Here is a 13,939-nt window from a genome sequence, read left to right on the forward strand (position 1 = left end):
GAAGTGCGTCAATTTATTAACGGATAGAATTAACAAGAGAGTTTATCGGGTGAAGATGGATCGACAGGCTCAATTTAGAGCAAGAGAAGCTTTAATTTTTCAGGTTGCTGAACAATTGCTTTTAGAAAACGGTGAAGCGGGGATGACATTAGATGCACTCGCAGCGGAACTAGATCTAGCGAAGGGAACACTTTATAAACATTTTCAGAGTAAAGATGAACTTTACATGCTGCTGATTATTCGTAATGAACGCATGTTGTTAGAGATGGTGCGAGACACTGAAAAAGCTTTTCCTGAGCATTTGGCTTTTTTTATGCTGCACCATTTACATCATCCTGAAAGAGCGGTGTTATTTCATCAAATTGAAGAACGTTTATCGACTACAGGACAAGGGATTTATCACTTGTTTAATGAGCTTTATCAGGTTCGCAAACAACGCCTTCGTCTGATTATTCGGATGACGGAAAGTTATTTGGAGTCCATACATAGTTTGATGTCAGTACGTGATTATTTGGCTTCGATTTGGTCAATAACACATGGCGGTGCTGCAATACTGAATTCAAGTTTTTATCAACGTTATTTGGGTTGTCGAGATACTTTGCGTGTAGCTTTGATTGATCAAGCATTGGCGATTCCCAAACACCCACAAGCTTCAGAACAAGTGGCTTAACGGTTATGAAGCGTATGCCTACATCTCTCAACAATAAAGGTTTTACCTTGATTGAGGTGATGGTTGTCATTGTGATTATCAGCATTATCGCTTCATTGATTGTTTTAAATATTGACGGTGTTGATCAGCGTAAGGCGATGCAAGCACGTGAGATGCTATTGCTTGATTTAAAGCAAATCAATCGTGAAGCCAATGATCAATCCCGTATTTATGCTTTGGATTTTCATGCTGCAACCGATGTCGCTACCGCACAATATGGATTGGTCGAATATATTCCCATGCAGCAAGATCCAGTACAGCGTGTACGTGTGATTGATAACAAACCTTGGAAAGATGTTACAGATTTTACCCGCCGAAATTTGCCAGATCAGGTTTCATTTTCAATTCAGCCTCAAGAGCATCAGTTTCGAGATGCCAATAATGCGGATTTACTGGGAAATAATGCACCTAAATTGATTTGGTTTGGCAATGGAGAAGCAAAACCTGTCATGATTCAAATGTATTATCAACAAAAACCTGTAGGTGGTGTGATTCGGGTAGACTATTTAGGTAAAGTCGATGAAGAAAAATAAAGGCTTTACCCTTATCGAAGTGGTCGTGGCATTGGCGATCTTTGCTGTTGCAGCAATAGCTTTGACTAAAGTTGCGATGCAATATACCCAATCTACAGCCAATGCCATTTTACGGACCAAAGCACAATTTGTTGCACAAAATGAAATTTCAATGATGATGATTAACCGAGAGTGGTTAACTGGAACAGCTTCAAAACAGATCACGGCTCAAGGTGAAACATGGCAAGTGGATAAAAAAGCAGAGTCTACACTGAGTCCTGATGTGCAAAAAATCGATGTGCAGGTCAGTTTATTTAATACTGATACAGGTAAAGTGGAAGCAGGAATCACCAATATGGTGTTTTATAATTATCCAATCAAAGAAAAATAGTCATGAACGTCGTCCAAAATAAAAACAATAATACTGTCAAAATGCAGAAGAGATCAGGTTTTACTTTGATTGAGTTACTTGTCGCAATTGCTATTTTTGCGGTGCTTTCTGCCTTGGGTTGGAAGATATTTGATTATTTGATTAAGGTCAAAGATCGTAATGTGATGCACGAAGAGAATTTAGGGCAACTCCAAGGTGTATATCAACAAATTCAGCGTGATACATTGCAAATCGTGCCAATTTCAGCCCGAAGTGGTGAACAAGTTGAACCTGCATTGCGCTTAGATCGACAAAAACTATCATTTAGTAAAGCTGGTGTTACAGATCCTTTAAAGCAAGGTCTCTCACCTTATGAGCGAATAGAATACGGTTATGACCAGCAAGAGAAGAAACTATATCGATTAAAGTATTCCAATCTGAATAGAAATAGCTCGGAACAACCATTGTCGAGTGTCATGCTGACGGATGTAGATGCCTATCAAATTGAAATACTCAATCCAAATGAGTCAGATCATTGGCCAAATGACTTAACTAAAAATGATAGCCAATTACCGCGTGGAATTAAAATGAAAATCACGATTCATGAAGTAGAATATGAGTGGATTTTTAGTTTATTGAATACTGATTTTTTGATAAAGAATAATCAAAATGGATAAATCATTTATACAATTCAAACCACAGCAAGGGATTGCCTTAATTACTATTTTAGTAATGGTGGCTTTGGCAACTATTATTGCTGCATCAATTGCAAAACATCAAAGCTATACCAATGAAAGCACAGGCTTTTTAAAACGTCAAAGCCAAGCCTTGTTCTATGCCAAAAGTGCAGAAGCTTTTTATTCTGAGATATTGGTTCAGGATAGTGAGAATGGGAAAGAGGCTGACTACCTTCAAGAAACATGGGCAAAACCCATGCCAGCCTTTCCAGTGGAAGATGGTTATGTCTCAGGTGTTTTGGAAGATGAATCGGGTAAATTCAATCTCAATAGTTTATTAAACACTGAAGCTAAGCCGAATGAGGCAGCACAGAAATATTTCTCTAAATTGTTGGTGCGTGTTGGTTTACCCGCGGATAACGTTCAGGCGGTTATTGATTGGCAAGATCCTGATAATGAAACGATCGGCGCAATGGGAGCAGAAACAAGCTACTATCAAGGTCTCCCTAAACCTTATTCTGCTGCAAATCGTAAATTTGCCAGTATTGAAGAGTTAAAGTTGGTGCGTGGTTTTGAAGGTACCAAATATGATTTGATTGCGCCTTACATATCAGCTTTACCAGACATCAATACGCGAATTAATGTCAATACAGCACCTGCCATGGTTTTGGCAGCAATCAATGAAAAATTAGATGTCAATAGCATACAAACTGCATTAAATGCACGCCAAGAAAAACTTGAGTATTTTGCCAATGTGGGTGATTTGATGAAAATATCACCCTTTGATAGTTTGGATGCAACGGAAAAAACAGAAGCAGACAAAATTTTTGGCGTGAGATCGAATTATTTTAAAGCAAAAATCGAAGTCTTATTAAGCAACCGTAAGCGTCAATTTACCAGTCATTTGTTACGAAATGATCAGTCGCAAGTGTTTGTATACTCACGAAGTTTGGCACCTTTTTAATTAAAAGATAAAAATAATTATCTGTAAGTTTATTATTCTAAAAGGATTTTTAAGGTTGTAAAAAGGTTGGTTGAGATATTTTATTGAATTGGATAAGCTCAATCCAAGCCAAAAAAGGGGATTATCCTTTTAGCTAATTGTAATGAACGAGAAAATTAATGCTCAGGGTTCGAGTTTTGCTTTATAATCGAGTTTCTTAACCGCTTTGTTTATAAAATTTGGCTCATGTTAATTCGTAAGTTATTTAAGTTTGAAAATGCACATATTGTGCGTAATTGCACATCAGATCGTTGTAAGCGATCTATACATGGGCATAGCTATAAAGTTGAGTTATTACTGAAAGCTTCAAAACTTGATCATGGTCAAATGGTATATGATTTTGGATTGCTGAAAGGAATAATCAAAGAAATTTTTGATAGCTTTGATCATGCGATTTGTTTTTGGCAAGAAGATAGTCCTGAGTATATTCAAGCGTGTAAAACATTTAGTGCGCGTTGGGTGGCATTACCTGTTTCACCTTCAGCTGAGCAGTTTTCACGCGTATTTTTCTTTCTTGCGCAACAGGTTCTAAAATCAACCATTACCCAGAATGGTGAAGGTGATGTTGAGGTTTATTCTGTTATCGTGCATGAAACAGATACAGGATATGCGCAAAGCTTTCAGGAAGATATTGAAAACACACAAATGGGACTGCTAAGTTTGGATAAAATTATTTTTTCTGAACAAGTTCAAGTTGAGTGGACAGACCCTGAAATGTATGAAAAATTGAAACAAGGTGTTCAATTTCAAAACCCTGAAGTGGATTTACAGGTTAAAATATAAATTGCGGTTTCAATCAAGAAATCCATTGAGATATAGATACGTTTTTAGGAAATTAAAATTTAGGATGAAAGTTGATGCAATTGTCTGAACTCGAACAAACAAAACTAAATCAAGTTCGGTTAGATCAAAGTTGGAAAGAAGGCTTGGCTGATTTCCTATTAAGTCAGCAAATGGATGATTTGCGTTCTTTTTTAGTGGCTGAAAAAAATGCAAACAAAACCATATATCCACCAAGCTCGCTCATTTTCAATGCCTTAGACACGACGCCTCTTCCAAATGTGAAAGTGGTGATTCTTGGACAAGATCCTTATCATGGTCCTGATCAAGCGCATGGATTGAGTTTTTCTGTACAAAAAGGGGTGGCATTACCTCCGTCTTTACGCAATATTTTTCATGAACTGAATACCGATTTAGGTGTTCCAGTCTCACGACATGGTGATTTGAGTAAATGGGCGCAACAAGGTGTATTACTGCTTAATAGTGTATTGACTGTAGAGGCTGGGCAACCTACATCACATCAGAAACGTGGTTGGGAAAATTTTACCGATCATGTCATTGATGTACTCAATGAGCGAAGAGAGCATATTGTGTTTATCCTATGGGGTGCATATGCTCAGAAAAAAGGACAACGTATCGATCAGAACAAACACCTTGTATTAAAGGCTGCTCATCCATCTCCATTGGCAGCAAATCGTGGTGGTTTTTTTGGTTGTAAGGTTTTCTCTAAAACAAATAATTACCTGAAACAACATGGCATTGAGCCAATCGACTGGCAGCTGGACGCATGACAAATTCTCCCGAAATAAATAACTATCACCCTGATTTGATTATTGAAGAAGCGCAAAATGGTTGGCGCATTATTCGGTTAAATCGCCCTAAATCGCTTCATGCGCTGGATGAATCCATCGTTGCAGCACTATTGAAGCTGTTTGAAGATTTTCATGATGATGATGCGGTTAAGGCAATTTGGTTAGATTCAACTACACCTAAGGCATTTTGTGCTGGTGGTGATGTGCGTAAGCTTCGTCAATTGGTGATTAACAATGAAGTCGAAACTGCCAATCAATTCTTTGAAACTGAATACGCTTTAGATTTATTGCTACATAACTATGCCAAACCTATTGTTGTTTGGGGTGAAGGTTATGTTATGGGTGGTGGTTTAGGCTTATTTATGGCTGCACCATTCCGTTTAGTGACGCCTTACTCTCGTTTGGCGATGCCAGAAGTGAATATTGGACTTTATCCAGATGTTGGTGCGACGCGATTCTTGGCAGATCGTGGTCCTATCGGATTATTTACTGGTTTAACAGGATCCATCATGACTGCTGCAGGTGGTTATGGAATCGGTTGGGCAACCCACATTTGTGATGCGCAACGTGATGTAGTGTTGCAAAAACTACTCGATATTGATTGGGATCATTATCCTGCTGGTGATTTCCGTGCTTTGGATGACACGCTAAATAGTTTACATCGCCCGGTTTCACCGGGTCCTCTACAAAACTCATTGGATGTAATCCATAGTGTTTGTCGTGGTGTAAACTTTGAACAAGATTATGAAGCGATCATTGGTTTAAGCGATGCACGCAGTGACTGGTTGCGCCAAGCCAGTGAGAACTTACAAAAAGGTTCTCCAAGTACTGCTGCAATTACATGGTTATTATGGCAATGGGGACGCCAAGTTCATTCTTGGGCTGAAGTATTTGAATTGGAAAAGCAAATTTCTGACTGGAAAATTCGTCATCCAGATTTTGTTGAAGGTGTACGTGCGCGTTTAGTTGACAAAGATCTGTCTCCAGAGTGGGAAAAGGTTGAATCAAGAACGTTAAAAGGCATTCTTGGACACAATCCGCCGAAAACGACTATTGAAAGTTGGAATGTACTATTGACTCAATATGGCATTATCTAGTCTAAAATGACTGAATTGCCGCAGCAAAATGTTGATGAAAAATGGATGCAACTTGCTTTAGAGCAAGCTGCATTCGCAGCTTCCCTTGGTGAAATACCTGTAGGTGCAGTCTTGGTGAGTCAAGGTCAATTAATTGGCATGGGCTTTAACCAACCGATTGCACAACATGATCCTACTGCACATGCCGAGATTCAAGCACTCCGGCATGCTTGTCTCAATATTCAAAACTACCGACTTCCTGAAGATACCACTTTATATGTAACACTTGAACCTTGCACAATGTGTGTAGGTGCGTTAATACATGCTAGGGTACATCGGGTTGTATTTGGTGCAGAAGAACCCAAAGCTGGTTCACTCATCAGTAGCCGAAGGTTGTTGGAGACGGGTTACTACAATCATATATTTGAATATCAAGGTGGATGTTTGCAGCAACAATGTTCACTTCAATTGTCTAATTTTTTTAAAATGCGTCGTGAACAAAAAAAACAATTAAAGCAACAACAAAAGACCTTAAATGACACATTAAAATGATCTAGAATACGGGTGTTTTTAATGACAATTGATATTGTCAAAAATAAGTGCGACAAAATATATGACCAGCATAAAAGGGTACAATAATGAATTCTATTCAAGTAAAACAAGAGTTTGATGCACCAGTTGAACAGGTATTTGACTTACTGTCGAAACATGCAACCTACAATGTGGCATTTGCGCCTGTACAAGTGGTACGTGTAAAAGATGCGGCTGATCCTGAACGTCCAGATGGATTAGGGTCGATTCGTCGTATGGGATTTGGTCCGATTAAACCAATTCAAGAGCAAATCACGTATCTAGATGTCAATAAACGTATCGAATATAAGTTGATTAAGAATCCACTCATCAAACACCATATTGGAATTATTGAGTTTGAAGAGCTTTCACCAAATAAAACCCGTGTTAACTATACGATCGAATTACAAGCACGTGCACCTTTTGTGAGTAAATTAATACTTGCACAGCTTAAACTAGCGATTACACTTGGCTTTAAGAAACTTGCAAAGTCTGTAGCTTAATTGGAAATACAATGACAATTCAAATTATCACGATTGATGGACCGAGTGGTTCTGGTAAGGGAACACTGGCAGCAAAACTCGCAGATCATTATCAATTTCATCTCTTGGATTCTGGGGCGCTCTATCGTTTGCTTGGGTTGTCGTTACATCAAAAAGCATTGTTGGATACTTTGGATGATGTGGATACACTTCAACAAAGCGTTACAATTGCAACGCATTTGGATATTGTGTTTAAGACGACTGAAACGGGTACAACTATTTTACTCGACGGGGAAGATGTGACCCAAACCATCCGTACTGAACGGGTGGGGGAATTTGCTTCAAAAGTTGCTGCAATTCCAGCGCTTAGGGCGGCTTTGGTTGAACGTCAGCATGCATTTGCTCAAATGCCTGGTTTGGTTGCAGATGGTCGAGATATGGCGACTTCGATCTTTCCACAAGCGCAAGCTAAAATATATCTCACCGCATCGGCTGAGTCCCGTGCAGCACGTCGTGTAAAACAGTTGCAGGGAATGGGGCTGGATGTTAAAATAAGCGACATTTTAGCTAATATACAAGCTCGAGATAAGCGAGATATGGAACGCGCAGTCGCTCCACTCAAGCCAGCAGTAGATGCTTATATCATCGATAGTTCGGAATTGAACATTGATGAAGTATTTAAACTGATGACTGATTATGTCGATACTCATTTAGCTAAGTAACGAATATTTAATTAAATATTAGCAAAAGCATAGCTTGATCAGTTTCATATGGACTATGTAGATGCTTAACTAAACCGGCCTTGTCTGATCCAAGACCGCTGACTTTTCTAGGTATATCATGACCGAATCTTTTGCAGCCCTCTTTGAAGAAAGCGAATCAACTCTTAATATCGACAAAGGTGCCGTTATTAAAGGTATCGTTGTTAGCATCGACTCTGACTGGGTTACTGTTGACACTGGCCTTAAATCTGAAGGTGTTGTTGCACGCTCAGAATTCTTAAACGAACAACGTGAACTTGAAGTTCAAGTTGGCGACGAAGTTGATGTTGTTGTTGAAGCGCTTGACAACGGTATGGGTCAAACAGTTTTATCACGTGAAAAAGCGAAACGTGCTGAAACTTGGACTAAACTTGAAAAAATCTTTGAAGACGGCGAAATCGTTACTGGTGTTATCTCTGGTAAGGTTAAAGGCGGTTTCACTGTTGACATCGGTCCAGTTCGTGCATTCTTACCTGGTTCATTGGTAGACACTCGTCCTATCCGTGACACAACTCACCTTGAAGGTAAAGAGTTAGAATTCAAAGTAATCAAACTTGATGCTAAACGTAACAACGTTGTTGTATCTCGTCGTGCTGTTATGGAAGCTGAATCTTCAGCTGACCGTGAAGCGCTTCTTTCTCAATTGGAAGAAGGTCAAACAGTTACAGGTACAATCAAAAACCTTACTGATTACGGTGCATTCGTTGACCTTGGTGGTATTGATGGTCTTCTTCATATCACAGATATGGCTTGGAAACGTATCAAACACCCTTCAGAAGTTGTTGAAGTGGGTCAAGAAGTTACTGTTAAAGTACTTAAATTTGACAAAGAACGTAACCGTGTATCTTTAGGTCTTAAGCAATTAGGCGAAGATCCTTGGTTAGCGATCATGAACCGTTATCCTAAAGGTTCTATCGTTAAAGCGCGTGTAACGAACTTAACTGACTACGGTTGTTTCGCTGAAATCGCTGAAGGCGTTGAAGGTTTAGTTCACGTTTCTGAAATGGATCACACTAACAAAAACATCCACCCATCTAAAGTTGTTCAGATTGGTGATGAAGTTGATGTTATGGTTCTTGAAGTTGATGAAGAGCGTCGCCGCATTTCATTGGGTATCAAGCAAACTCGTGCGAACCCATGGGAAGAATTCTCTAAGTCACACGACAAAGGTGAAAAAGTTTCAGGTACGATCAAGTCAATCACTGACTTCGGTATCTTCATCGGTTTACCAGGCGGTATCGATGGTCTAGTTCACTTGTCTGATATTTCTTGGAACGAACAAGGCGAAGATGCCATCCGTCGTTACAAGAAAGGTGATACAGTTGAAGCTGTTATCTTGTCTGTAGATGCAGAAGGTAACCGTATCAGCCTTGGTATCAAGCAAATGAACAGCGATCCGTTCAATGACTTCTTAGCTGCTAACGAACGCGGTGCGTTGGTTAAAGGTACAGTAACTGCAGTTGACGCTAAAGGCGCTACTGTTAAGTTAGCTGACGAAGTTGAAGCTTCTTTGAAAGCATCTGAAATCAACCGCGATCGCGTTGAAGATGCAACTAAATTCTTAGAAGTTGGTCAAGAAGTTGAAGCTAAAATCATCAATGTAGATCGTAAATCACGTTCTATCAACTTGTCCATTAAAGCGAAAGACGAAGCTGAAGAGAAAGAAGCAGTAGCTAACTTGAAGACAGCTGCAAATGGTCAAGACAATGGTCCTAAGACTATTGGTGATTTGATCAAAGCGCAAATGAACCACTAAGTTATTGTTAAGAAGTATTATTTAATGTAATTAATTAATATTTTTTATTCAAATACTGTAAAAGGTAGCGTAGTATATGATGACTGCGCTACCTTTTTGTATTTAAAAAGGATATTATCTAGTGTATGTCAAATAGCATTAAAATTAATGAGGTCTTAAATGACAACTGAAGCACTTAATAAGTCTGACTTAATAGAAAGAATTGCTCTCAAGAACCCACATTTGGCAGAGCCATTGGTTGAAGAAGCAGTAAAAATTATGATTGATCAAATGATTGCATCATTGTCTTCAGATGATCGTATTGAAATTCGTGGTTTTGGTAGCTTTGCACTGCACCACCGTGAGCCGCGTGTAGGTCGTAATCCTAAAACAGGTAAGTCTGTAGAAGTTGCAGCGAAAGCAGTGCCGCACTTTAAGCCTGGTAAAGCATTGCGTGATGCAGTAAACGAATCTGCTAACTAATAAAATTCGAATGGGGTGATTATGCGCTATTTCTTAGTTGCATTACTGTTGGTGGTATTTGGTTATGCTTTAGCATTAGTCTTACAAAACCCTGCTGAGCTACCAGTAGACTTGTTGTTTACACAGGTTCCAGCAATGCGTTTAGGGCTATTACTATTATTGACTTTAGTCCTCGGAATTGTTCTTGGATTGTTGCTTGGTGTACAGGTTTTCCGTGTATTCCAAAATGCTTGGGAAGTTAAGCGTCTTCGTAAAGATATTGATCATCTCAGAAAGGAACAAATTCAGACTGCGCAATTGGCTGCTGCTGAAGCTGCTGCAAATGCTCGTCATGAAAAGACGGTATTAGATATTCAACCTGAAAACAAGAATTCTAATCCTCTTTAATCATTATGCTAAAAAAGCGCTTTATCTCACCGGTAAAGCGCTTTTTGTTTTGTTATTGATTCCATTTGTTTTAGTTAAAATCGCACTACTTGATCAAGCGAAACACAGTAGTAACAAGCGTAGATACGAGAATAATACTGATCAGCGAATAATTTTTCCAAATTAAATACAAACCGACAGCGACACCGATAATTTTAGCAAAATCAGTCGATTCGTTGCCTTCAAAAAAAGTACTCAAGATTGCAATCGAAAAAAGTAAAGTGGTTGCTGCATCATTAAACAATTGTTCTTGCTGTTTACTGATCGAAAAATAATGATTAAATGCCAAGCCTGAGTAGCGAATTAGGTATGTGCCACCTGCAAGAATCATAATACCAATTAAAATAATCATTTGTTGATTCATGTTATTTTCTTCCTGCAATTAGACCCAACAAGGACATGAGTATTGGGATTCCAGTTGGAAGAAAAGGAACTGTTGCTAAACTTATTATTGCACCTGTGATTGCGGATCTCCGTGTTGATCTTCGCTTTAATGCCTTGAATGTAAGTGCAAACAGCACTACAGGAAAAATCGTATCGATTCCTAAAAGTTTTGTATACTCTAGGTGGCTTCCCATAAGATAACCTATCAATACGCCTAAGGGCCAAGTCAGCAAAATTCCCATCCCACAAAGCCAATATGCACTACGTTTTAGAGTGTCTGATGATTGTGTAAGCCCGAATAATACACTCTCATCATTCATGATATGGCTTGCAAAAAACTTAAACTTATTATTTTCAATAAAATGGTGTACAGCTAAACCAAATGGGAGGTGGCGAAGATTGATTAAAAGCCCAGCAATTGCAGCAGTAATTGGGCTGCTCCCAGAAGCGATCATGCCAATAAATGTAAATTCAGCAGCGCCTGCCAGTACGCAACTTGATAGAAGCAATGGAATCCAGATTGGCAGGTGATAGTTGACGGCAAGTGAGCCTAAGGAAACACCAATTAATCCTGTGGCTATACAAATAATCACAATAGATTTGACAAGAGGTCTAGGTAAGCTTTTAATTTCTTTATACTTCATCAGAGTCAGCCTGAATTTAGAGTGTAGGATTGTTCGATATAATGAACAGTCATTTGTTATAATAGTTTGATTGTAATTGTTCGTCAAATCGAACGATCGTATTTTTTGAGTGAAATAATGACGATACCTATTGAAATCATTGCAACCAATTTACAAAGAGAACGAAAAAGTGCAGCCTTGTCTTTAGGAGAGGTTGCAAGACGTGCAGGCATCGCGAAATCTACACTCTCTCAGCTTGAGTCTGGGCAGGGTAATCCTAGTCTGGAAACATTATGGGCATTATGTGTGGCTTTAAATATTCCTTTTGCTAAACTGGTAGAAGTACAAACACAATCATCGCAAGTTATTCGCTATGGAGAAGGTGCTTCTGTAACTTCTGAAATATCGAACTATCAAGCAGTCTTGTTAGCGACATGTCCGCCGAATGCAAGACGTGATGTGTATATTTTAACGACTCAACCAGGAGAACCTCGTTGTAGTCAACCGCATCCTGTAGGGAGTGTAGAGCATATTATTATCATGCAGGGATCAGCGAAAGTGGGTTTGGTCAATGCTTATGAAGTTCTAAAAGCTGGTGATTATATGTCTTATCCAGCAGATCAAGCGCATATCTTTGAAGCACTCGAGCAAGATACACGCGCAATTCTAATTTCTGAACAGAGATAGTGCATTTTGCAATGTTAAAACTGGCTTTTTTAGTGAAGTCGGTTTTCTGCTTCTCCTAATCACTTTATAATGTGCCAAATTTTATGTGATGGAATGAAGATCCGTGAGTATTATTGTTGCCTTAGATGCAAAAAGCCAATATGACGCCCTAAAAATTGCTGATCAGCTCGATCCATCACTATGCCGTTTAAAGGTGGGTAAAGAACTATTTACTCATGAAGGTCCAAGTGTCGTTAAAGCATTGCATGATAAAGGCTTTGAAGTATTTTTGGACTTGAAATTTCATGATATTCCAAACACGACTGCTCAGGCTGTATGTGCTGCGGCTGACTTAGGGGTATGGATGGTGAATGTTCACGCTTCTGGTGGTCGTAAGATGATGGAGACCTGTGTAGAGCGTTTAAAAGCAGGTAATTATTCTACACAACTGATCGCTGTAACTGTTTTGACCTCAATGGGGCGTGAAGATTTACGAGATATTGGTTTAGATATTGAACCTTTTGAGCAAGTGAAGCGTCTTGCGAAACTCACTCAAGACAGTGGTTTGGATGGTGTAGTCTGTTCTGCGCAAGAAGCAAAAATGTTACGCCATGATCTAGGTGCAGAATTTGCGCTTGTTACACCTGGGATTCGCCCAGCAGGTGCAAATGCAGACGATCAAAAACGTATCGTTACACCTAAACAAGCGATGCTTGATGGTTCGACACATTTAGTCATTGGTCGACCGATTACTCAATCGGAAAATCCAAGCCAAACACTTCAAGATATTCTCGCAACGCTTTAAAAAGTAAACCCTCTTTCAATATTGAAAAGAGGGTTATTTTTGGTTGCATTATAAAGAACATTTTAATCTAACGATGTATGAAAAACATTCGAAATTATAAATCGTTTAAAGTGCTGCCAATATGCTGACCGCAATTGGAGCAAGTACAGATAGGACAAAACCACTGACCATCGCATGTGGAATAAAGTCATTGCCACAGGCTTGTTTTACCATGGGTAATGTGACATCCATTGCTGTTGCACCAGCTGAAGAAATTGCAGATCGTGGGTAACGCCATCCAATCAGATACATAAATAAAATTGCAAATATTTCTCTAAATAAATCATTCATTAAAGCCACACTACCTAAGTGGGCGTTCTTTAATTCTGTTACTACAATCCCTGTCATAGAATAGAAACCATAACCTTGCGATAACATGATTAAATCTCTCATACTGATGCCTTGTATCAAGAAAAATGAAGCAATTGCACCAAAGAGTGAACCGATTACACATGCCAAAGGAACCAGCATGATTTTCCAATTTAACCAAGAACGATCCAGTGGTGAATAAGCTAAATCCAAACCGATCAATAGCATATAAACTAAAAGTAGGTTCCATGTACTGATATGTAAAGGTAAATCAGCAGCATGTGCAAATTCAGCCAGTGCATAACCGATTGCCAAAGCGATAAAGGCATAACTAATATTTAATAACGAACCGAGCAATAATTCAGCAGAGACTTTACCTTGGGCGGGTTTAAATCCAATCGCTTTAAACACGATGTAGCAACAGATAAAAGCACCCAATGATGTGGTTAATGCGATCGTCAGGGCGCTGGTTAATATTTGTGCAGGACTGGCAATGTTGTGAATGGTCTGAGAAAATTCGATGGCAATCGCAATGAGTAAAATATAAGTGAAATAAGGTAATATCTTGAACGCGATTTTTTCAATAATTTGAGGAATTCTTCGAGCGAGAATAAATCCTAAAAACAAGCAAAATAATAGTTGGAAAATTAACCAAAGCGATTGCATAAAAAATAGATAGGCAGTGAAAACCTATCTATTATAGCGAAGCTTTTAAAA

The 13,939-nt window shown here is 38.9% G+C and carries 19 protein-coding genes; 16 read left to right on the plus strand and 3 right to left on the minus strand.

Going from position 1 to position 13,939, the window contains the following annotated elements:
- The first annotated feature begins 55 nt into the window (after nt 1-55).
- The 14 genes from AAV97_RS08190 to AAV97_RS08255 all read left to right on the plus strand — a co-directional run bounded on the left by AAV97_RS08190 (nt 56) and on the right by AAV97_RS08255 (nt 10,357).
- On the plus strand, nt 56-670 hold the full coding sequence (locus AAV97_RS08190; protein ID WP_004830990.1) for a TetR/AcrR family transcriptional regulator: 615 nt from the start codon (nt 56-58) through the stop codon (nt 668-670).
- A 5-nt stretch (nt 671-675) separates the two neighbouring features.
- Nucleotides 676-1,242, plus strand: coding sequence for a prepilin-type N-terminal cleavage/methylation domain-containing protein (locus AAV97_RS08195; protein ID WP_009586651.1), 567 nt, complete (start codon nt 676-678; stop codon nt 1,240-1,242).
- Nucleotides 1,229-1,612 (plus strand): type II secretion system minor pseudopilin GspI, encoded by a 384-nt coding sequence (gene gspI, locus AAV97_RS08200; protein WP_009586653.1) that lies wholly within the window; start codon nt 1,229-1,231, stop codon nt 1,610-1,612. Before AAV97_RS08195 ends, gspI begins: the two co-directional genes overlap by 14 nt.
- Nucleotides 1,613-1,614: 2 nt before the next feature.
- Nucleotides 1,615-2,268 (plus strand): type II secretion system minor pseudopilin GspJ, encoded by a 654-nt coding sequence (gene gspJ, locus AAV97_RS08205; RefSeq protein WP_081409729.1) that lies wholly within the window; start codon nt 1,615-1,617, stop codon nt 2,266-2,268.
- Entirely contained in the window at nt 2,261-3,232 is a 972-nt protein-coding gene (gspK, locus tag AAV97_RS08210; protein ID WP_004830985.1) for a type II secretion system minor pseudopilin GspK, read from the plus strand. The genes gspJ and gspK overlap by 8 nt, the downstream gene beginning before the upstream one ends.
- A gap of 225 nt (nt 3,233-3,457) precedes the next feature.
- Nucleotides 3,458-4,054 carry a 6-pyruvoyl trahydropterin synthase family protein gene (locus AAV97_RS08215; RefSeq protein ID WP_005029250.1) on the plus strand — a complete coding sequence of 199 codons (597 nt, stop codon included), beginning with the start codon at nt 3,458-3,460 and terminating at the stop codon, nt 4,052-4,054.
- Between the two features lie 74 nt (nt 4,055-4,128).
- Nucleotides 4,129-4,842: a uracil-DNA glycosylase gene (gene ung / locus AAV97_RS08220; protein WP_004830983.1), complete on the plus strand. Its 714-nt coding sequence runs from the start codon at nt 4,129-4,131 to the stop codon at nt 4,840-4,842.
- Complete coding sequence (locus AAV97_RS08225) at nt 4,839-5,960, plus strand: enoyl-CoA hydratase/isomerase family protein (RefSeq protein WP_004830982.1); 1,122 nt, start codon at nt 4,839-4,841, stop codon at nt 5,958-5,960. The genes ung and AAV97_RS08225 overlap by 4 nt, the downstream gene beginning before the upstream one ends.
- A 6-nt stretch (nt 5,961-5,966) precedes the next feature.
- Nucleotides 5,967-6,491, plus strand: a complete 525-nt coding sequence (tadA, locus tag AAV97_RS08230; RefSeq protein WP_009586640.1) for a tRNA adenosine(34) deaminase TadA — start codon at nt 5,967-5,969, stop codon at nt 6,489-6,491.
- A gap of 86 nt (nt 6,492-6,577) precedes the next feature.
- Entirely contained in the window at nt 6,578-7,012 is a 435-nt protein-coding gene (locus AAV97_RS08235) for an SRPBCC family protein (RefSeq protein WP_004830980.1), read from the plus strand.
- 11 nt (nt 7,013-7,023) lie between these two features.
- Nucleotides 7,024-7,713, plus strand: coding sequence for a (d)CMP kinase (gene cmk, locus AAV97_RS08240; RefSeq protein ID WP_046760312.1), 690 nt, complete (start codon nt 7,024-7,026; stop codon nt 7,711-7,713).
- 118 nt (nt 7,714-7,831) lie between these two features.
- Nucleotides 7,832-9,508, plus strand: coding sequence for a 30S ribosomal protein S1 (rpsA, locus tag AAV97_RS08245; protein WP_004830978.1), 1,677 nt, complete (start codon nt 7,832-7,834; stop codon nt 9,506-9,508).
- A 159-nt stretch (nt 9,509-9,667) separates the two neighbouring features.
- Nucleotides 9,668-9,970 carry an integration host factor subunit beta gene (locus tag AAV97_RS08250; RefSeq protein WP_004720793.1) on the plus strand — a complete coding sequence of 101 codons (303 nt, stop codon included), beginning with the start codon at nt 9,668-9,670 and terminating at the stop codon, nt 9,968-9,970.
- A gap of 21 nt (nt 9,971-9,991) precedes the next feature.
- On the plus strand, nt 9,992-10,357 hold the full coding sequence (locus tag AAV97_RS08255; RefSeq protein WP_004830977.1) for a lipopolysaccharide assembly protein LapA domain-containing protein: 366 nt from the start codon (nt 9,992-9,994) through the stop codon (nt 10,355-10,357).
- A gap of 85 nt (nt 10,358-10,442) precedes the next feature.
- Here AAV97_RS08255 and AAV97_RS08260 read toward each other — a convergent pair whose 3' ends face one another.
- The gene (locus AAV97_RS08260) at nt 10,443-10,760 is read right to left on the minus strand and encodes an AzlD domain-containing protein (protein ID WP_005029240.1); all 318 of its coding nucleotides are present in this window, start codon (nt 10,758-10,760) and stop codon (nt 10,443-10,445) included.
- 1 nt (nt 10,761) lies between these two features.
- A complete protein-coding gene (locus AAV97_RS08265) occupies nt 10,762-11,424 on the minus strand; it encodes an AzlC family ABC transporter permease (protein ID WP_046760313.1) in 663 nt (220 codons plus the stop codon).
- 117 nt (nt 11,425-11,541) lie between these two features.
- Between AAV97_RS08265 and AAV97_RS08270 the strand changes: the two genes are divergently transcribed.
- Nucleotides 11,542-12,090, plus strand: a complete 549-nt coding sequence (locus tag AAV97_RS08270) for a helix-turn-helix domain-containing protein (protein WP_004830974.1) — start codon at nt 11,542-11,544, stop codon at nt 12,088-12,090.
- Nucleotides 12,091-12,193: 103 nt separating this feature from the next.
- The gene (gene pyrF / locus AAV97_RS08275) at nt 12,194-12,874 is read left to right on the plus strand and encodes an orotidine-5'-phosphate decarboxylase (protein WP_004830973.1); all 681 of its coding nucleotides are present in this window, start codon (nt 12,194-12,196) and stop codon (nt 12,872-12,874) included.
- A 105-nt stretch (nt 12,875-12,979) separates the two neighbouring features.
- Here pyrF and AAV97_RS08280 read toward each other — a convergent pair whose 3' ends face one another.
- A complete protein-coding gene (locus AAV97_RS08280) occupies nt 12,980-13,888 on the minus strand; it encodes a lysine exporter LysO family protein (RefSeq protein ID WP_004830971.1) in 909 nt (302 codons plus the stop codon).
- Nucleotides 13,889-13,939: the final 51 nt, after the last annotated feature.

Origin of the sequence: Acinetobacter sp. Ag2, from assembly GCF_001005515.1 — a bacterium.
Lineage (GTDB): Bacteria > Pseudomonadota > Gammaproteobacteria > Pseudomonadales > Moraxellaceae > Acinetobacter > Acinetobacter bereziniae.